Annotated in this window: 14 protein-coding genes; 11 read left to right on the forward strand and 3 right to left on the reverse strand. The window is 64.0% G+C overall.

The features are described 5' to 3' along the window. The first annotated feature begins 8 nt into the window (after window positions 1-8). From BC363_RS01590 to BC363_RS01625, 8 genes are all read left to right on the forward strand, one after another. Window positions 9-1499 (forward strand): carnitine 3-dehydrogenase, encoded by a 1491-nt coding sequence (locus tag BC363_RS01590; protein ID WP_065786670.1) that lies wholly within the window; start codon window positions 9-11, stop codon window positions 1497-1499. 270 nt (window positions 1500-1769) lie between these two features. After that, on the forward strand, window positions 1770-2930 hold the full coding sequence (locus BC363_RS01595) for an acyl-CoA dehydrogenase family protein (protein WP_065786668.1): 1161 nt from the start codon (window positions 1770-1772) through the stop codon (window positions 2928-2930). Between the two features lie 7 nt (window positions 2931-2937). Further along, complete coding sequence (locus BC363_RS01600) at window positions 2938-4995, forward strand: acetate--CoA ligase family protein (protein ID WP_065786666.1); 2058 nt, start codon at window positions 2938-2940, stop codon at window positions 4993-4995. Window positions 4996-4999: 4 nt separating this feature from the next. Next, the gene (locus tag BC363_RS01605; protein WP_065786664.1) at window positions 5000-5782 is read left to right on the forward strand and encodes a carnitinyl-CoA dehydratase; all 783 of its coding nucleotides are present in this window, start codon (window positions 5000-5002) and stop codon (window positions 5780-5782) included. A gap of 338 nt (window positions 5783-6120) precedes the next feature. After that, window positions 6121-7710 (forward strand): ABC transporter substrate-binding protein, encoded by a 1590-nt coding sequence (locus tag BC363_RS01610; RefSeq protein WP_053248331.1) that lies wholly within the window; start codon window positions 6121-6123, stop codon window positions 7708-7710. Further along, complete coding sequence (locus BC363_RS01615) at window positions 7710-8825, forward strand: ABC transporter permease (protein WP_065786662.1); 1116 nt, start codon at window positions 7710-7712, stop codon at window positions 8823-8825. The genes BC363_RS01610 and BC363_RS01615 overlap by 1 nt, the downstream gene beginning before the upstream one ends. Further along, window positions 8822-9649 carry an ABC transporter permease gene (locus tag BC363_RS01620; protein WP_065786660.1) on the forward strand — a complete coding sequence of 276 codons (828 nt, stop codon included), beginning with the start codon at window positions 8822-8824 and terminating at the stop codon, window positions 9647-9649. The genes BC363_RS01615 and BC363_RS01620 overlap by 4 nt, the downstream gene beginning before the upstream one ends. After that, on the forward strand, window positions 9642-11294 hold the full coding sequence (locus BC363_RS01625) for an ABC transporter ATP-binding protein (protein ID WP_065786659.1): 1653 nt from the start codon (window positions 9642-9644) through the stop codon (window positions 11292-11294). Before BC363_RS01620 ends, BC363_RS01625 begins: the two co-directional genes overlap by 8 nt. Before the next feature lie 95 nt (window positions 11295-11389). Here BC363_RS01625 and BC363_RS01630 read toward each other — a convergent pair whose 3' ends face one another. Then, window positions 11390-11644: a hypothetical protein gene (locus BC363_RS01630; protein ID WP_065786658.1), complete on the reverse strand. Its 255-nt coding sequence runs from the start codon at window positions 11642-11644 to the stop codon at window positions 11390-11392. Window positions 11645-11814: 170 nt separating this feature from the next. Here BC363_RS01630 and BC363_RS01635 point away from each other — a divergent pair, with 170 nt between their 5' ends. Further along, window positions 11815-13266 carry a LuxR C-terminal-related transcriptional regulator gene (locus tag BC363_RS01635; RefSeq protein ID WP_065786656.1) on the forward strand — a complete coding sequence of 484 codons (1452 nt, stop codon included), beginning with the start codon at window positions 11815-11817 and terminating at the stop codon, window positions 13264-13266. A 7-nt stretch (window positions 13267-13273) separates the two neighbouring features. On the opposite strand, the gene BC363_RS01640 is transcribed toward BC363_RS01635, so the two are convergent. Together BC363_RS01640 and BC363_RS01645 are read right to left on the reverse strand one after the other, a co-directional pair. Next, entirely contained in the window at window positions 13274-13615 is a 342-nt protein-coding gene (locus BC363_RS01640) for a PAAR domain-containing protein (protein WP_065786654.1), read from the reverse strand. A gap of 172 nt (window positions 13616-13787) precedes the next feature. Then, entirely contained in the window at window positions 13788-14582 is a 795-nt protein-coding gene (locus tag BC363_RS01645; RefSeq protein WP_065786652.1) for a helix-turn-helix transcriptional regulator, read from the reverse strand. A gap of 129 nt (window positions 14583-14711) precedes the next feature. On the opposite strand from BC363_RS01645, the gene BC363_RS01650 reads away from it, so the two are divergent. Next, complete coding sequence (locus BC363_RS01650) at window positions 14712-16301, forward strand: ABC transporter substrate-binding protein (RefSeq protein WP_065786650.1); 1590 nt, start codon at window positions 14712-14714, stop codon at window positions 16299-16301. 115 nt (window positions 16302-16416) lie between these two features. After that, a complete protein-coding gene (locus BC363_RS01655) occupies window positions 16417-18411 on the forward strand; it encodes a CocE/NonD family hydrolase (RefSeq protein WP_065786648.1) in 1995 nt (664 codons plus the stop codon). The last annotated feature ends 48 nt before the right edge of the window (window positions 18412-18459 follow it).

Here is an 18459-nt window from a genome sequence, read left to right on the forward strand (position 1 = left end):
GGGATATCATGAGCCTTATTGAGAAAGCAGCCTGCGTCGGTGGCGGCGTCATCGGCGGCGCCTGGGTGGCCCGCTTCGCGCTTGCCGGCATCGACGTGAAAATTTTCGACCCGCATCCGGAAGCCGAGCGCATCATCGGCGAAGTCATGGCCAATGCCGAGCGCGCCTATGCTATGCTGACCATGGCGCCGCTGCCGCCGAAGGGAAAACTCACCTTCTGCAAAAGCATCGAGGAAACGGTCAAGGACGCTGATTGGATTCAGGAAAGCGTGCCGGAACGGCTGGAGCTGAAGCGCGGCGTCATCACCCAGATCGACGCGGCTGCAAGGCCCGACGCGCTGATCGGCTCGTCGACATCGGGCCTGCTGCCCTCCGACCTGCAGGCCGAGATGAAGCATCCCGAGCGCATGTTCGTGGCGCATCCCTATAACCCCGTCTACCTCCTGCCGCTGGTCGAACTCGTCGGCGGCAAGAAGACCTCGAAGGCGACGATCGAGCGCGCCATGCAGGGTGTCGAGCAGATCGGCATGAAGGGCGTCGTCATCGCCAAGGAGATCGAGGCCTTCGTCGGCGACCGCCTGCTGGAAGCGCTCTGGCGCGAGGCGCTGTGGCTGATCCAGGACGACATCTGCGATACCGAAACGCTCGACAACGTCATGCGTTACTCCTTCGGCATGCGCTGGGCGCAGATGGGCCTGTTCGAAACCTATCGCATCGCCGGCGGCGAAGCCGGCATGCGCCACTTCCTCGCCCAGTTCGGCCCTTGCCTCAAATGGCCCTGGACCAAATTCACCGACGTCGTCGACCTCGATGATGCGCTGGTGGAAAAGATCGGTGCGCAGTCGGACGCACAGGCCGCCGGCCGCTCGATCCGCGAGCTCGAACGCATCCGCGACGAAAACCTCGTCGGCATCATGCACGCGCTGAAATCGGGCAATGGCGGCGAAGGTTGGGGTGCGGGCAAGCTGCTCGCCGATTTCGAGGCAAAGCTTTGGGCCAACGCCCGGAAGCCTGAAGCCGATCTCGGTGACGTCAAGCCGTTGCGCATCCTCGACACCAAGGTCAGTGCCGCCTGGGTCGATTATAACGGCCACATGACCGAGCACCGCTATCTCCAGGTGTTCGGCGACACCTCGGACGGCCTGCTGCGCTTGATCGGCGTCGACCTCGACTATGTCCGCGACGGCCACAGCTACTACACGGTCGAGACCCATATCCGCAACCTCGGCGAGGCCAAGCTCGGCGACGCGCTCTACTCGACCTGCCAGCTCCTGTCCTCGGACGAGAAGCGGCTGCACATCTTCTCGACCATCTACAATGCCGAGACCAACGAGGCAGTCGCGACCGCCGAGCAGATGATGCTGCATGTCGACAGCAAGGCCGGCAAATCCGTCGCTACCCCGGCGAGGATCCTGGACAAACTGAAGGCGATCACCGAGGCCCATGCCGGCCTGCCGACTCCAGAAGGTGCCGGCCGGTTCGTCGGCCAGAAGCGCTGAGATTAGCCTTCCGTCTTCGGAGGGTGTGCCGGCGGGCAATGTCGGGCGACGACCGCCCCTCAGCCCGCTGCCGCGACCTTCTCCCCGTGAACGGGGAGAAGGGGAGTGCCGCAGCCGCTCGTTCCTCTCGCCATCGGGAGTGCGAGCGGCAAAAGCGTCCCCTCTCCCCGCCTGCGGGGAGAGGGCTAGGGTGAGGGGCAGACAAGCATGCCGGCGGCCGATGGGGAGATCGGCCACAGGGCGGGCAGGAAAAATCGCGAGGGAGAACAAATGAATTTCGCACTGACCGAAGAACAGCAGATGATCGTCGACACGGTCAGGAGCTTCGTCGAGACCGAAATCTATCCGCATGAGGACGAGGTCGAGCGCACCGGCATCGTGCCGCGCGAACTCGGCCAGGATATCGCCCGCAAGTGCAAGGAAATCGGCTTCTTCGGCTGCAATTTCCCCGAAGAGGTGGGCGGCGCCGGGCTCGACCATACCTCCTTCACGTTGGTCGAGCGCGAACTCGGTCGCGGCTCGATGGGCCTGACCGTCTTCTTCGGCCGCCCGTCGGGCATCCTGATGGCCTGCAACGACGAGCAGCGCGAAAGATACCTGCTACCGGCGGTCAGGGGCGACAAATTCGATGCGCTGGCCATGACCGAGCCGGATGCGGGCTCCGACGTGCGCGGCATGAAGTGTTTTGCCCGCAAGGACGGCGACGACTGGATCGTCAACGGCACCAAGCATTTCATCAGCCATGCCGACATCGCCGATTTCGTCATCGTCTTCATCGCCACCGGCGAGGAAGACACGCCGCACGGACCGAAGAAGAAGATCACCTGCTTCCTCGTCGACCGCGGCACCCCCGGCTTCGAGATCCGCAAGGGATACAGCTCCGTCTCCCACCGCGGCTACAACAATTGCATCCTGACGTTCGACGATTGCCGCCTGCCCTCCGCCCAGATCCTCGGCGAAGTGCACAAGGGCTTCGACGTCGCCAACGACTGGCTGTTCGCCACGCGGCTGACGGTGGCGGCGACCTCGGTCGGCCGGGCGCGCCGCGCCTTCGATTATGCGCTGAACTATGCCGCCGAGCGCAAGCAGTTCGGCAAGCCGATCGGCGCCAACCAGGGCGTCTCGTTCAAGCTCGCCGACATGATCACCGAGATCGACGCCGCCGACCTTTTGACGCTTTCGGCCGCCTGGCGCCTCGACCAGGGCCTGCCCTCCAATCGCGAGATCGCCTCTGCCAAGGTCTTTGCCACCGAGATGCTCGCACGCGTCACCGACGAGGCGATCCAGATCTTCGGCGGCATGGGGCTGATGGACGACCTGCCGCTCGCCCGCTTCTGGCGCGACGCCCGCGTCGAGCGCATCTGGGACGGCACCTCCGAGATCCAGCGCCACATCATCAGCCGCGACCTGCTACGGCCGCTGGGAGCGTGATCGGCCGATGACACGCTCCCTCGACCGCCTGATCCGACCGAAATCCATCGCCGTCTTTGGCGGCAAGGAGGCACGACGGGTCATCGAACAATGCGACAAGATGGGCTTTGCCGGCGATATCTGGCCGGTGCATCCGAGGGAAGATGAGATCCTCGGCCGCAGGTGCTACCGCTCGGTCGCCGACCTTCCCGCAGCACCGGACGCCTCCTTCGTCGGCGTCAACCGGCAGCTCACCATCGACATCATAGCAGCCCTTTCGGCACGCGGTGCCGGCGGCGCTGTCTGCTACGCCTCCGGTTTTCGCGAGGCGGCAAGCGAACTCGACGACGGCAACGACATGCAGGAGGCGCTGGTCGCGGCCGCCGGCGACATGCCGATCGTCGGCCCCAATTGCTACGGCTTCATCAACATGCTCGACGGCGCCCTGCTCTGGCCCGACCAGCATGGCATGCAGCGCGTCGAAAAGGGCGTCGCCGTCCTGACGCAATCCTCCAACATTGCCTGCAACGTCTCGATGCAGACACGCGGCCTGCCGCTCGCCTATCTCATGACCGCCGGCAACCAGGCGCAGACCGGTCTTTCCGACATTGCCTGCGCCGTGCTCGAAGATCCGCGCGTCACCGCCGTCGGCCTGCATATCGAAGGGTTCGACAGCGTTGCCGCGCTCGAACGGCTGGCAACCCGCGCCCGTGAACTCGGCAAGCCGGTGGTGACTTTGAAGGTCGGCAAGTCGGAAGCGGCCCAGCTCGCCACCGTCTCGCACACGGCCTCGCTTGCCGGCAACGACCGGGTCTCCTCGGCGCTGCTCGCCCGCCTCGGCATTGGCCGCGTCGATACACTGCCGGCGCTGCTCGAAACGTTGAAGCTGCTGCATGTCGCCGGCCCGCTCGAAAGCAACGAGATTTCGTCGATGAGCTGTTCGGGCGGCGAGGCCTCGCTGATGGCCGATGCCGGCGTGCGCTATCGGGTGAATTACCGTGCGCTTCGTGACGAGCAGCGCAAGCCCCTGAAAGAAGCGCTCGGCGAGATGGTGACGATCGCCAATCCGCTCGATTACCACACCTTCGTCTGGGGCAACCGCGAGAAGCAGACGACCGCCTTCGGCGCGATGATGAAGGGCGGCTATGCGCTCAACCTCATCGTGCTCGACTTTCCCCGCCAGGACCGCTGCGACGCCGCCGACTGGGTAACGACCTGCGACGCGGTGATCGACGCAGCGAAGGCGACCGGCGCGCGCGCCGGCATCGTCGCCAGTCTCAGCGAAAACATGCCGGAACAGACGGCGCTGACGCTGATGGCGGCCGGCGTCATCCCCTTTTTCGGCATCGACGAGGCGCTGGCGGCAGTGGAAACCGCGGCCGGCATCGGCGCGGCATGGGCCAGGCCCGCACCGCCAAAACTCCTGAACGGCGGCGCTTCCGACGGCGGCAATGCCATCACTCTTAGCGAGCATGAAGCCAAGACCGAGCTTTCCGCCTCCGGCCTCCAGATACCGCCGGGCAAGACCGCATCGACGCCGCAGCAGGCTGCCAGCGCTGCCGAAAACCTCGGCTTCCCCGTGGTGCTCAAGGGTTTGGGCGTCGCCCACAAGACCGAGGCCGGTGCCGTCAAGCTGAATCTGACAAGCCGCGCCGAGGTGCTTAGCGCCGCGGAGGGCATGGCTTCGGTGGCATCGGGATTTCTCGTCGAGAAGATGGTGGCAAAGCCCGTCGCCGAACTCATCATCGGCGCGATGCGCGACCCGGTGGCAGGCCCGGTGCTGACCATCGGCGCCGGCGGTATCCTTGTGGAACTGCTGGATGATTCCGCAATTCTGACGCTGCCGACGACGCCGGAGCTGATCCGCGAGGCGATCGACAGCCTGAAGATCCGCAAGCTGCTCGACGGTTATCGCGGCGGACCGAAAGGCGATTTCACAGCCCTTGCCGACGCTGTCGCCGCTGCGGCATCCTATGTCGTTTCAAACGCTTCAAAGCTCGAAGAACTCGATATCAATCCTTTAATGGTGTTACCGGAAGGCCATGGAGCCATCGCCGCCGACGCCCTGATCCGCCGGAGGAACTGACGCCATGACCGGACCGATCCTTACCCGCCGCGAAGGCGGCATTCTCGAAGTCACGATCGACCGGGCGAAGGCCAACGCCATCGACCTGAAGACCAGCCGGGTGATGGGCGAGATCTTCCGCGACTTTCGCGACGACGACACCCTGCGCGTCGCCATCATCACCGGCGCCGGAGAAAAGTTCTTCTGTCCGGGATGGGACCTGAAGGCGGCGGCGGCCGGCGATGCGGTCGATGGCGACTATGGCATCGGCGGCTTCGGCGGCATGCAGGAACTGCGCGACCTCAACAAGCCGGTGATATCAGCCGTCAACGGCATCTGCTGCGGTGGCGGTCTCGAAATCGCGCTCTCCACCGACCTGATCCTGGCGGCCGAGCACGCAACCTTCGCGCTACCGGAAATCCGCTCGGGCACCGTTGCCGACGCCGCCTCGATCAAGCTGCCGAAGCGCATCCCCTATCACATCGCCATGGACATGCTTCTGACCGGCCGTTGGCTCGACGTCGTCGAAGCCAACCGCTGGGGCTTCGTCAACGAGATCCTGCCTGCCGACAGGCTGATGGCGCGCGCCTGGGAGCTCGCCCGACTGCTCGAGAGCGGACCGCCGCTCGTCTATGCCGCCATCAAGGAAGTGGTGCGCGCCGCCGAGGGCGAGACCTTCCAGACAACGATGAACAAGATCACCCGTCGGCAGTTCAAGACCGTCGACATTCTCTATTCGAGCGAGGACCAGCTGGAGGGCGCAAAGGCGTTTGCTGAGAAGCGCGACCCGGTCTGGAAGGGCCGCTGACGGACGCTGCCACAGGCGGCGCAGTACTGACAACGAGCCGGTGGACCGGCGGAACGACGTCACCGAACGCGCGGGGCCATCTGCGTGCCGCCGAAGGCTTATCCATAAGCGCCACTTATGGAAATGAATTATAATTTAGGACGTTACAAGGCGCATCCAAGCGATTAGGCTTATCGATCTGGACCTGCAGCGTCCGCCCGAGAAAGGAGAAACAAGGCAATCGAAGACAAAGAATGGCCCAAACGGCCGATCCGAAAGCCATCCATAAGGTGGCGGTACGCAGCAATCTCTACCAACCACAACGAACGGCGAATGCCGACACAGAAGGGAACAGGGGAATGAGCGATTACAAGGATTACCTCACACGACAGGTCATGCTCGGCAAGATGAACCGGCGTGAATTTCTCGGACGCGCGGCTGCAGCCGGCATCCTCGCATCGACGGCAGGCACGCTGTTTGCCACCAGCGCCGCGGCCCAGGAGCCGAAGCGCGGCGGCCACCTGAAGCTCGGCCTCGAAGGCGCTGCCGCGACCGACTCGAAAGATCCGGCCAAGGCACTGTCGCAATTCATGTTCGTCGTCGGCCGGAACTGGGGCGACATGCTGGTCGAAAGCCACCCGACCACCGGCGCACCTGTGCCGGCGCTCGCCGAATCCTGGGAACCGTCTGCCGATGCCTCGACCTGGACCTTCGCCATCCGCAAGGGCGTAAAGTTCCACGACGGCAAGGAATTGACAGTCGACGACGTGATCAAGACCCTGCTGCGTCACACCGATGACAAGTCGGAATCGGGCGCACTCGGCGTGATGAAGTCGATCAAGGAAATCAAGGCCGACGGGGACAAGCTCGTGCTGGCACTGACGGAAGGCAACGCCGACCTGCCGTTGCTGCTTTCTGACTACCACCTCATCATCCAGCCGAACGGCGGCTTGGACAATCCCGACGCCATGATCGGCACCGGGCCCTACAAGGTGGCCAGCTTCGAACCGGGCGTGCGCGCCACCTTCGAAAAGAATGCCGATGACTGGCGCACGGACCGCGGCTACGTGGATACGATCGAAATCATCGCCATAAACGATGCGACGGCGCGTATCGCCGCGCTTTCCTCCGGTCAGGTGCACTTCATCAACCGTGTTGATCCGAAGACGGTCAACCTGTTGAAGAAGGCGCCCACTGTCGAGATCCTGAACACCTCTGGCCGGGGCCACTACGTGTTCATCATGCATTGCAACACCGCACCGTTCGACAACAACGACCTGCGCCTGGCGCTGAAATACGCAATGGATCGCGAGACCATGGTCGAACGCATCCTCGGCGGCTACGGCAAGGTCGGCAACGACTTCCCGATCAACGACACCTATGCCCTCTTCCCCGAAGGCATCGAGCAGCGCGCCTACGACCCCGACAAGGCGGCCTTCCACTACAAGAAGTCCGGGCACAGTGGCTCGGTGCTGCTGCGCACCTCCGACGTCGCCTTCCCGGGCGCGGTGGACGCGGCGGTTCTCTACCAGGAAAGCGCCAAGAAGGCCGGCATCGAAATCGAGGTCAAGCGCGAACCAGGCGACGGTTACTGGACCAACGTCTGGAACGTCCAGCCCTTCTCGACCTCCTACTGGGGCGGGCGACCGACCCAGGACCAGATGTATTCGACCGCCTACCACTCTGGTGCCGACTGGAACGACACGCGCTTCCAGCGCGAGGATTTCGACAAGATCCTGCTCGAAGCCCGCTCCGAGCTGGACGAGGCCAAGCGCAAGGACATGTACCGCACCATGGCGATGATGGTGCGCGACGAAGGCGGCCTGATCCTGCCGATGTTCAACGACTTCGTGAACGCCTCAACCAAGCAGGTGAAGGGTTACGTCCACGATATCGGCAACGACATGTCGAACGGCTACGTCGCAACCCGCGTCTGGCTCGACGCCTGATGATGGAAAGCGGACCGATGACTGGTCCGGTTCCGACGGATGGGACCGCGGATGGAGCACATCCGCGGTCCGCCGATCTTTCCGGTGCACCAGCGAAACCCAACCCCGCCGACGCCACGGGCGAAATCGGCGGCACCTTCTGGCGGCGCTTCACCTTTCGCCGCCCTCTCGCGGCGCTGATCCTTCAGCGCCTCGGTTTGAGCGTCGGGCTGCTCTTTGCCGTGTCGCTGATGATCTTCGGCGGCATCGAGGCTCTGCCCGGCGACTTCGCCACCACCTATCTCGGCCAGTCGGCGACCCCGCAGGCCGTGGAAAACATCCGTAAGGATCTCGGCCTCGACCGCCCCTGGAGCGAGCGTTATCTCTCCTGGCTCGGCGGCGCCGTGCAGGGTGACTTCGGCACCTCCTGGGCCAGCAAGAATTCGGTCGGCGAACAGATTTCCAAGCGTCTCGGCAATTCGCTGTTTCTCGCCTTCTTCGCCGCGATCGTCTCGGTGCCGCTCGCCGTCGGCCTTGGCATGCTGGCGGTGCAGTTCCGCAACCGGCTGCCGGACAAGATCATCAACGTCGTCTCGCTTGCGGCCATCTCCCTGCCCGAATTCTTCGTCGGCTATCTCCTGATCATGTTCTTCGCCGTCAAATTCGGCGTCGCGACCTTCCCGGCGACCGTCTATGACAGCATGAGCTTCACCGAACGGCTTTCGGCAATCGCGCTTCCGGTCGCAACGCTTGTGCTCGTCGTTCTCGCCCACATGATGCGCATGACCCGAGCGGCAATTCTCAACGTCATGTCGTCGGCCTATGTCGAGACGGCCGAGCTCAAGGGCCTCGGCATGTTTCGCATCATCGCCCGCCATGCCGCTCCCAATGCGGTGGCGCCCGTCATCAACGTCATCGCGCTCAACCTTGCCTATCTCGTCGTCGGCGTCGTCGTGGTCGAGGTGGTGTTCGTCTATCCCGGCATGGGCCAATACATGGTCGACGCCGTGACCGTGCGCGACATGCCGGTCGTGCAGGCCTGCGGCCTGATCTTCGCGGCCTTCTACATCTTCCTCAACATGGCGGCCGACATTCTCGCCATTCTCGCCAACCCGAGACTGAGGCACCCGCGATGAACCTGAAAGCCATTCCCATCAGCGCCTGGATCGGCATCGCCGGCATCGTGATCGCGATCTTCTGCGCCCTGTTCGCACCCGTCATCGCTCCCTTCGGCGAACGAGACATCGTCGGCGACATCTGGCTTCCCGCCGGCGGCGACTTTCTGCTCGGCACCGACAATCTCGGGCGCGACCTGCTTTCGCGCCTGATCTACGGCGCCCGCACCACGATCTTCGTGGCGCTGGCGGCAACCGTGCTGTCCTTCTCGCTCGGCATGATCCTTTCGTTCACCGCCGCGGTCATGGGCGGGTTCGTCGATCAGTTCTTCTCCCGCTTCAACGACCTGATGATGGCGATCCCGACGCTGATCTTCGCCCTCGTCGTGCTGGCGGTGCTGCCGCAGCATCTGTGGATCCTGATCCTGGTCATGGCCGTGCTCGATTCCACCCGCGTCTTCCGCATCGGCCGCGCGGTCGCGCTCGATGTCGCGGTCATGGAGTTTGTCGAGGCGGCACGGCTGCGCGGCGAAGGCAGCGCCTGGATCATCTTCCGCGAGATCCTGCCCAACACGCTGTCGCCGCTGCTCGCTGAGTTCGGCCTGCGCTTCGCTTTTTCCATCCTGTTTCTCTCCACTCTCTCCTTCCTCGGTCTCGGCATCCAGCCGCCGGCCGCCGACTGGGGCGGCATGGTCAAGGACAACAAGGACGGCATCATCTTCGGTATATCCGCCGCCCTGATCCCGGGTGCCGCGATCGCGACGCTGGCGATCTGCGTCAACCTCGTTGTCGACTGGCTGATGAAGAGAACCTCCAGCCTGAAAGGAGGGCGTGGCGATGCCTGAGTCTTCACCTGAAAAGAATGCGCTTCTTTCCGTCAAGAACCTGAAGATCGAGGCGACCAGCTACCCCCCCGGCGAACCGCCGAAAACCGTGACCCTGGTCGAAGGCGTGTCCTTCGACCTCCAGAAGGGCAAGGTGCTCGGCCTGATCGGCGAATCCGGCGCCGGCAAGTCGACCATCGGCCTGTCGGCGCTCGCCTATGGCCGCGGCGGCGTGCGCATCACCGGGGGCCACGTACTGCTTGACGGCAAGGACATCCTGACGCTCGACAAGAACGGCATTTGCTCGATCCGCGGTGCACGCGTCTGCTACGTCGCACAGTCGGCCGCCGCCGCCTTCAACCCGGCACACCGGCTCGGCGATCAGGTGATCGAGGCTTCGCTTCGCCACGGCATCATGAGCCGCGAGGAGGCGACGAAGCGCGCGCTCTATCTCTTTCAGGTCCTCGGCCTGCCGAGCCCGGAAACCTTCGGCGAGCGCTACCCCCACCAGGTTTCGGGCGGCCAGTTGCAGCGGGCAATGACCGCGATGGCGCTCTGCCCCAACCCGGAGCTGATCGTCTTCGACGAACCGACGACCGCGCTCGACGTGACCACCCAGATCGACGTGCTTGCGGCGATCAAGCACGCGATCGAGGAAACGCATACCGCCGCCCTCTACATCACCCATGATCTGGCCGTCGTCGCCCAGATCTCCGACGATATCATGGTGCTGCGCCACGGAAAGACGGTGGAATACGGCACCACGAAACAGGTGATCGAGGCCCCGGCCGAAGACTACACCCGGGCGCTGGTCAGCGTGCGCCAGACCAAGCGTGACGAGGCGCCGGACCAGACCGGCACGCAATTGAAGATCGAGCATGTCAGCGCTGGTTATGGCAACGGCTTCAAGGTGCTGCACGACGTTTCCATGCATCTGCCCAAGGGCCAGACGCTGGCGATCGTCGGCGAAAGCGGCTCGGGCAAGTCGACGCTGGCCCGTGTCATCACCGGCCTCTTGCCGCCGACCGAAGGACGCATCACCTTCGAAGGCAAGGAACTGCCGCGGGCGTTGAAGGGCCGCAGCAATGACGAACTGCGCCGCATCCAGATGATCTACCAGATGGCCGATACGGCGATGAACCCGCGCCAGACGGTGCGCGACATCGTCGGGCGGCCGCTGTCCTTCTACTTCGGCATGCATGGCGCCAAGAAGACGGCGCGGGTCAAGGAACTGCTCGACCAGATCGAGATGGGAACGCGTTTCCTCGATCGTTATCCGGCCGAGCTCTCCGGTGGCCAGAAGCAGCGTGTCGCCATTGCCCGGGCGCTGGCCGCAGAGCCGGAACTGATCCTCTGCGACGAACCGACCTCGGCGCTCGACCCGCTGGTGGCCGAGGGCATCCTGAATCTGCTTCTGAAGCTTCAGGAGGAAACCGCTGTTTCCTATGTCTTTATCACCCACGACATCGCCATCGTCCGGGCGATTGCAGACAGCGTGGCGGTGATGCACCGCGGCCGGCTGGTGCGGTTCGGGCCGAAGTCCAAGGTGCTGGCGCCCCCCTTCGACGACTACACCGACCTGCTTTTGAAGTCGGTTCCGGAAATGGAGATCGGCTGGCTGGAGCGCGTCTTGAAGACCAGGCGTATGGAAAGCGCCGGCAACTGAGGCAAGTCCGAAAGGCCAGAAACGACTTTCCTGGACTGCATGGCCAGGCTCAAGGGGAACCGACCGCGCGCGGGCGCCCGGTTCCCGCCTCGGCCCTAGCGCCGCCAGAAGGGCTTGGTCGTCTCGACAAAGACCTGGGCCTTTGTCAGGCCGACATCTTTGAGCAGTTCCGGTGTTTGTTCGGCCATCTTTGCAAGCTGGCGCCGAAAGCGGACACGTTCCTCCCAAACGGTCAGGATATCAAAGGGACCATGGCCGCCGGGTCGGCCGTCAAAGGTTCTGGCGGGCTCGTAAAGATCCTGCCAGATGGCGTGATAGAATTCGGACATTCCAGTCAGGAGGCCGCTCATCGTCGTTCTCGCATCTGCTGAGCCCCTCGGGGCGCGTTGAAGCAATGCCGAAACTCTAGGCCCGCCCGCCGATCGCCACATCGCGCAGTTGCTGTGTTTCCTCTCCTGCATTTGTAGTATTTTGCCTGGGCACCGTTGAAACCGGTCCGGTCGAATGGCAGGGAGCAGCCATGAACCACATCCAGACGTCACAGGCCGCCACCGAGGCGTTGTCAGACCGCGAGCGCTCCGTCGCGGAGCACTTTGCTGCCGGCCTCACCTATCGGCAAATCGGCGAGGCGCTCTTCATTGCGCCGTCAACGGTGCGCACGCACCTGGCGACGATCTACGGCAAGCTCGGCGTGCGCAACAAGATCGAGCTCGCGTCCTGCGTCGCGCAGATGGTGGCCGGCAGGACGACCACCGAGGCGGTGGCCCCAGTTCGGCTGGTCGAGCCGGCCTGGCCGGTGCTTGCCCTCTTTCCGATCGAAAGCCTCAATCCGGAGGAGCGTTGGCACCGTTTCGCCGACGGCCTGTCGTCCGATATCTGCGTCGACCTCGCCCGCTTTGCCGATATCCCCGTGATCGCCTTCCATACGATGAAGCTTCTCGGCAACCGGCCCGAGGCCTTCGAGGACCATGTCCAGGCGGTCGGGGCCGCCTATGCCATCACCGGCCAACTGCGCGCCGACGACCGGCGGGTTCGCCTGACGATCCAGCTTTCGGATACGCGCACCGGCATGATGCTTTGGAGCGAGCGCTACGAGCGCACCATGGAAGATGTCCTGACCCTGCAGGACAGCCTCTGCGAAAGCGTCATCAATGTCCTGGCGGGGTGTTTCGGCACGCTCGCGGCCCTCGGACGCAAGGCCAGCCGCCGCAAGCCGCCGGGCAGCCTGCAATCCTACGATTATTATCTTCTGGGCGTCGAGCAGCACAACCGGTTCAACCGCGAGGGCAACGCCGCCGCAATACAGTTGCTCTCGCGCTCGCTCGAATTGGACCCGGGTCGTGCGCGGGCCTGGACGGAACTTGCCTATGCCTATTCGGTCCAGGCCTGTAACGGCTATGCTAAGGATCTGGATGCCGCCCTTCAGGACTGGCGGCGTGCCGTCGACGAAGCGCTGCGGCTGGACCCCACCGACCCTGCCGGCTACACCTGTCTCGGCGATCTCAGGGCTTGCCTCGGCGACCTGACGGGTGCCGCCGAGGCGCATGCGCGCGCCTTCGAATTCGGGAAGAACCACGCCGATACCCTGGCGGTGCTTGCGGGAGGCAAGGCGCTGGTCGTCGGTGACCCCTTCGAAGCTATCCCCCTGATCGAACGCGCCCTCGCCTTGAACCCGCTCGGCCCGCCCTGGTACTACGGCATGCTCGGCCGCGTTCTGTTCGTCACCGGTCGCTACCGCGAATGCCTGCCGGCTTTCGAGAAGAGTTCGCAGGAATCGCCGAGCACGCTGATGTTCCAGGCCATGGCGCATGCTTGCCTCGGCGAAGCGCAGAAAGCGGCAGACGCCGCTCTCAGGCTGCGAAGCGAAATCCCGTCCTTCACCGTCGAGCGCTTCATCGCAGGCTACCCGGTCACCAACCCGCCCGCCCAGAGGGCCCTTCGGGAGGGGGCTCGGCTGGCGATGCTGGACTGACGGCGCGCTACTTCCGCCGGCAGTCGACGTCACCCACCCGTTGCGCCGCCTCACCTTCAAAGGTCACCGTGGCCTCACCCTTGGCCGAGCAATCGCCCTTGGCGCCGCTGCCAGCGCGGAAATGCACGACCGGTTGCCCCTCGATCATGATGCTCGGCACCACCTCGTAAAGCTCCGGCGGGCAGTTGGCGACGTCGGAAAGCCGGAGCGCCGGCTGCCCGCCGATCATGACGCTGGTGGAACCGGAAAGCGCGCAAGCCGGGATGGGCGGGCGCGCGTCTTCGGCGCCGGACGGCATGGCCGAGACCGCGAGCAGAAGTCCTGACATGGCGGCGATCGCAGCTTTCATCGGCTTGCCCTTCTTCGGTGCAGACACGGAATGCAACGCAATCTACAGCGCCGCGCGTCAAATATGACGCGCTAAGGACGCTGTAGCACTTATGCTTGGTGCATAATTTCACCCTTAAATCGGATCCGATTTAAGGAATTATGCAGTAGGCGGCGACGCCGACGCCGCTACCTCAATATACGGTCGGCACCGTCAGCACCTCGGCATCCGGCGTTTCGAGAAAGGCCCTGACCGTCTGGGGCATTTGCCGCGATCCGACGGCGAGCACGCCGCAGCGCGACAGCATCTGCCGGATATCAGGCTCTTGGCCGAGAGTGCGCCAGATCATGCGCGAGGCATAGGGCAGGTTTTCCTTGCGCCAGGAGACGCCCATGGTCGTGCCGCGCAGATAGACGCGCTGATGCACCTCGAACGGTATGAGGATCGTCTGCGACAGCATCGGCTGACGCCCGACGCTCCGCTCGGCGATGAAGATGCGATTGCGCCAGAAGGTGACGAGGCCGACATATTTCGAAAACTGCTGGATCTCGTTGGCGGCGTCACGGATGCGCTCGATCGATTTTACCCGGATCGAGCCGCTCTCCTCATGGATCCTGGCGCAGGAGCAGACGACGCGGCCGGGCCACGACGGCGAGAGATGATAGGTCTGGTAGTAGCCGACATGGCGGCGAAGCCCAGCGAGGTCGCCGGGAAATCCCTCGAGCAGCAGCCCGGCTTCCGAGCGGTCGCGATCGGGCCGGGTCATGCGGGCTTCGAACAGTTTCGACGACAGGGAAAAGTCCTGCGCCTGCAGCCCGAAGAAGCTGGCGATGCGGGCGACATTATGCGCCGACGGCCGCGCTTCGCCGCTGATGTAGCGGTTGAACTGCTGGCGATTGATGCCGATCTCGCGGCAGATCTGCGAGATCGAGCGCCGCGTTGCGCAGGCGAAACGAAGATTGGCGACGAATAGGTCGGCGTCGTGCAACACAGCTCTCCTGAAGTGTGATTTCAAGCAGCGTAAAGTCGCGTAAATCAGCGTCAAGTCGCGAAATTGTGCGACCTGTGGCAGCCGTTAGGTTTTCCCTTGAAACAAAACATCAGAGGGAACCTGCATATGAGCGAATTCACCAAGCGCCCCGACGGCCTTATCGTGCCGGTCGGCATCAACCGCCGCGGCTTTCTGGCGGGCACGGCGGCCCTGGGACTGGCGGCGGGCTTTGGCGGCACGATGGTGGCGGGCGATGCGCGCGCCGAAGAGCCCAAGCGCGGCGGCCATCTGAAGCTTGGCCTGAAGGGCGGCGCCACCACCGATACGCTCGATCCTGCCGGCTACAGCGGCTCGGTTTCCTTCGTCATCGGCCATCTCTGGGGCGACACGCTGGTCGAATCCGATCCGAAAACCGGCGCACCGCTGCCGGCGCTCGCCGAATCCTGGGAGCCCTCGGCGGACGCATCGCAATGGACCTTCAAGATCCGCAACGACGTCAGCTTCCACGACGGCAGCAAGATGACTATCGCCGACGTCATCGCCACGCTGAAGCGCCACTCGGACGAAGGGTCGAAGTCGGGCGCGCTCGGCTTGATGCGTTCGATCAAGACCATCGAGGAAAAGGCCGGTGCGCTGGTCCTTACGCTGACCGAAGGCAATGCCGACCTGCCGCTGCTTCTGACCGACTATCACCTGATCATCCAGCCGCGCGGCGGCGTCGACAATCCCGCCTCGCCTATCGGCACCGGCCCCTACAAGCTCGCAAGCTATGAGGCCGGCCTGCGCTCGACCTTCGAGAAGAACGCCAACGACTGGCGCCAGGATCGCGGCTTCGTCGACAGCGTCGAAATCATCGTGATGAACGACACGACCGCCCGTATCGCCGCGCTCTCCTCCGGCCAGGTGCATTTCATCAACAACATCGACCCGAAGACCGTGCCGCTGCTGAAGCGCGCGCCGCGCGTCGAGATCCTCCGGACCGCCGGCAAGGGCTTCTACAGCTTCCTGATGCATTGCGACACGGCGCCCTTCGACAACAACGACCTGAGGCTGGCGCTGAAATACGCCATCGACCGTCAGGCGATCCTCGACAGGGTCGTTGGCGGTTTCGGCACGCTCGGCAACGACTACCCGGTCAACGAGAACTATGCGCTGGCGCCTGAAGGCATCGAGCAGCGCGCCTATGACCCCGACAAGGCCGCCTTCCACTTCAAGAAGTCGGGCCACGACCGGCCGATCCTGCTGCGCACCTCGGATGCCGCCTTCCCCGGCGCCATCGACGCGGCGGTTCTGTTCCAGGAAAGCGCCAAGAAGGCCGGCATCGAGCTCGAGGTTCGCCGCGAGCCAGAGGATGGCTACTGGACCAATGTCTGGAACGTCCAACCCTTCTGCGCCTCCTATTGGGGCGGGCGGCCGACGCAGGATTCGCGCTACTCCACGTCCTACCTCTCCAGCGCCGAGTGGAATGACACCCGCTTCAAGCGCGAAGACTTCGACAAGCTCCTGCTTCAGGCCCGCGCGGAACTCGACGACGCCAAGCGCAAGGAGATGTACCGTACGATGGCGATGACGGTGCGCGACGAAGGCGGCCTGATCCTGCCCGTGTTCAACGACTACGTGAACGCCGCTTCGGCATCGCTGAAGGGCTTCGTCGACGACATCGGCAACGACCTTTCGAACGGCTATGTTGCCAGCCGCGTCTGGTTCGACAGCTAAGAGCAATTCCGGCGAAAGCGCAAAAAGCAAAGAGAGTGAGCATTTCCAGCAAAAGTGTGCAGCGGCTTTGCGCCAGGAAATGCGGAAAAACAAAGAGATTGAGCGGAACAACGATATGTCAGACCGTGAATTCACCCTGATCGAGAACGAATGGATCCGATTGAAGGACGGCACCCGGCTTGCCGCCCGCATCTGGATGCCTGTCGGCGCCGATGCCGAGCCGGTGCCGGCCGTGCTCGAATACCTGCCCTACCGCAAGCGCGGCGGCACGAGTCTCCGCGATGAATCGACCTATCCGGTCTTTGCCGCCGCCGGCATTGCCGGCATCCGCGTCGACATCCGCGGGTGCGGTGAGTCCGATGGCGTCATCGACGGCGAATATACGCCGCGCGAGCTTGCCGACGGCTGCGAGATCATCGAATGGATCGCCGCCCAACCCTGGTCGAACGGCAAGGTCGGCATGATGGGCATCTCCTGGGGCGGCTTCAACTGCCTGCAGGTGGCGGCGCTCAAGCCGCCAGCGCTGAAAGCGGTGATATCCATCGCCTCGACCGTCGATCGCTACAACGACGACATCCACTACAAGAACGGTTGCCATCTCTCCGCCCAGCTCTCCTGGGCGGCGACGATGCTTGCCTATCAATCGCGCTCGCCGGACCCTGATATCGTCGGCGATCGCTGGAGGGAGATGTGGCTGGAGCGCCTGGAGAACGAGCCGTACTTCATGGAGGAGTGGCTCGAACACCAGCGTCGCGACGCCTTCTGGCAGCATGGCTCGATCTCAGAGGATTTCGATGGCTTCGACGTTCCCGCGCTCGTCATCGCCGGCTGGGCCGACGGCTACCGCAACACGCCGCTGAAAGCCGTCGAAGGCCTCGGCGCGAAGGCCAAGGCGCTGATTGGCCCCTGGGTGCACAAATATCCGCATTTCGCCTGGCCGAAGCCGCGCGCCGATTTCCATGGCGAGGCGATCCGCTGGTGGAACCGCTGGCTGCGCGACGAGAAGAACGGCGCCGAGGGCGGACCGCAGGTGCGCGCCTATATCCTCGACGGCCCGCGACCGGCCGTCCGACGCGACAACGATCCGGGGCGCTGGGTCGCCAAGGAGATCTGGCAGAAACCCGAGATGCAGGTTCTTGGCGTAACGCTCGACGGCAGGCTTGCCACCGACGCAAAGGGCAAGGGCATCGGCGACGTCTATCTGAAGTCTCCGCTCGATACCGGCACGGCGTCGGGCGAATATTTCACTCTGAAGCCCGACGCCGAAATGGCCGGCGACCAGCGCATCGATGACGCCGGCGCGCTGACCTTCGAAACGCAGCCGCTGCTGGAGGCCGAGGACTATCTCGGCCAGCCCGTCGTGACGGTCGACGTGACGTGCGCCGCCGACACCGCCAATCTTGTCGCCCGCATCGTCGACGTGCATCCGGACGGCACCGCCACGCGCGTCGCCTTCGGCGTGCTCAATCTGGCCCATCGCGACGGCAATGCCCAGCCGCGTCCGATGGAAAAAGGTCGCAAGACGCGGATCACGCTGGTGCTCGACGCCTGCGGCTATCGCGTCCGCGCCGGCCATCGCATCCGTCTGTCGCTGTCGACCTCCTACTGGCCGCTGATCCTGCCGCCGCCGAGCGATCCGGGTCTGACGATAGATACGGCCAGCCTCTCGCTCGCGCTTCCCCTGCTCGGTCAGCATCGGGAGATCGTCGTTCCCGAGCCGGAAAACCCCGATCCGCTGCCGAAATATCGCGACCTGTCGCGCGGAAGCACCAGCCGGACCGTCGAGCGCGACATGACCCACGGCATGACCCATTATCGGATCTATGAGGACACCGGCCTCTCCCAGCATCCCGACACCGGACTTGCGACCCAGGACATCCGCGACGAAACTTGGTCCATCTCGCCCGACGACCCGCAGTCGATGATCGGAACGTCGACATGGACCTGCATCGCCAAGCGTGACGGCTGGTCGGTGCGCACCGTATCGACCTCGACGCTTTCTTGCACAGAAAGCGAATGGATCACGGAGGCCGAGGTCGTCGCCTATGAAGGCGAGACGCAGATCTTCGAGAAGACCTTCGCGAAGCGCATCCGCCGCGATCTCATGTAAGCCTTCTTGACTTTCGCACACAAGGTCTGTACCGATCGGTAAACAATT

This window comes from Ensifer sp. LC384, assembly GCF_001695865.1.
In the GTDB taxonomy this organism is placed as follows: Bacteria; Pseudomonadota; Alphaproteobacteria; order Rhizobiales; family Rhizobiaceae; genus Ensifer.

Coding starts and splice junctions, on each gene's coding strand:
- BC363_RS01595 (WP_065786668.1), top strand. CDS start 1,770: ATGAATTTCGCACTGACCGAAGAACAGCAGATGATCGTCGACACGGTC.
- BC363_RS01625 (WP_065786659.1), top strand. CDS start 9,642: ATGCCTGAGTCTTCACCTGAAAAGAATGCGCTTCTTTCCGTCAAGAAC.
- BC363_RS01650 (WP_065786650.1), top strand. CDS start 14,712: ATGAGCGAATTCACCAAGCGCCCCGACGGCCTTATCGTGCCGGTCGGC.
- BC363_RS01605 (WP_065786664.1), top strand. CDS start 5,000: ATGACCGGACCGATCCTTACCCGCCGCGAAGGCGGCATTCTCGAAGTC.
- BC363_RS01610 (WP_053248331.1), top strand. CDS start 6,121: ATGAGCGATTACAAGGATTACCTCACACGACAGGTCATGCTCGGCAAG.
- BC363_RS01620 (WP_065786660.1), top strand. CDS start 8,822: ATGAACCTGAAAGCCATTCCCATCAGCGCCTGGATCGGCATCGCCGGC.
- BC363_RS01630 (WP_065786658.1), bottom strand. CDS start 11,644: ATGAGCGGCCTCCTGACTGGAATGTCCGAATTCTATCACGCCATCTGG.
- BC363_RS01655 (WP_065786648.1), top strand. CDS start 16,417: ATGTCAGACCGTGAATTCACCCTGATCGAGAACGAATGGATCCGATTG.
- BC363_RS01635 (WP_065786656.1), top strand. CDS start 11,815: ATGAACCACATCCAGACGTCACAGGCCGCCACCGAGGCGTTGTCAGAC.
- BC363_RS01590 (WP_065786670.1), top strand. CDS start 9: ATGAGCCTTATTGAGAAAGCAGCCTGCGTCGGTGGCGGCGTCATCGGC.
- BC363_RS01600 (WP_065786666.1), top strand. CDS start 2,938: ATGACACGCTCCCTCGACCGCCTGATCCGACCGAAATCCATCGCCGTC.
- BC363_RS01615 (WP_065786662.1), top strand. CDS start 7,710: ATGATGGAAAGCGGACCGATGACTGGTCCGGTTCCGACGGATGGGACC.
- BC363_RS01640 (WP_065786654.1), bottom strand. CDS start 13,615: ATGAAAGCTGCGATCGCCGCCATGTCAGGACTTCTGCTCGCGGTCTCG.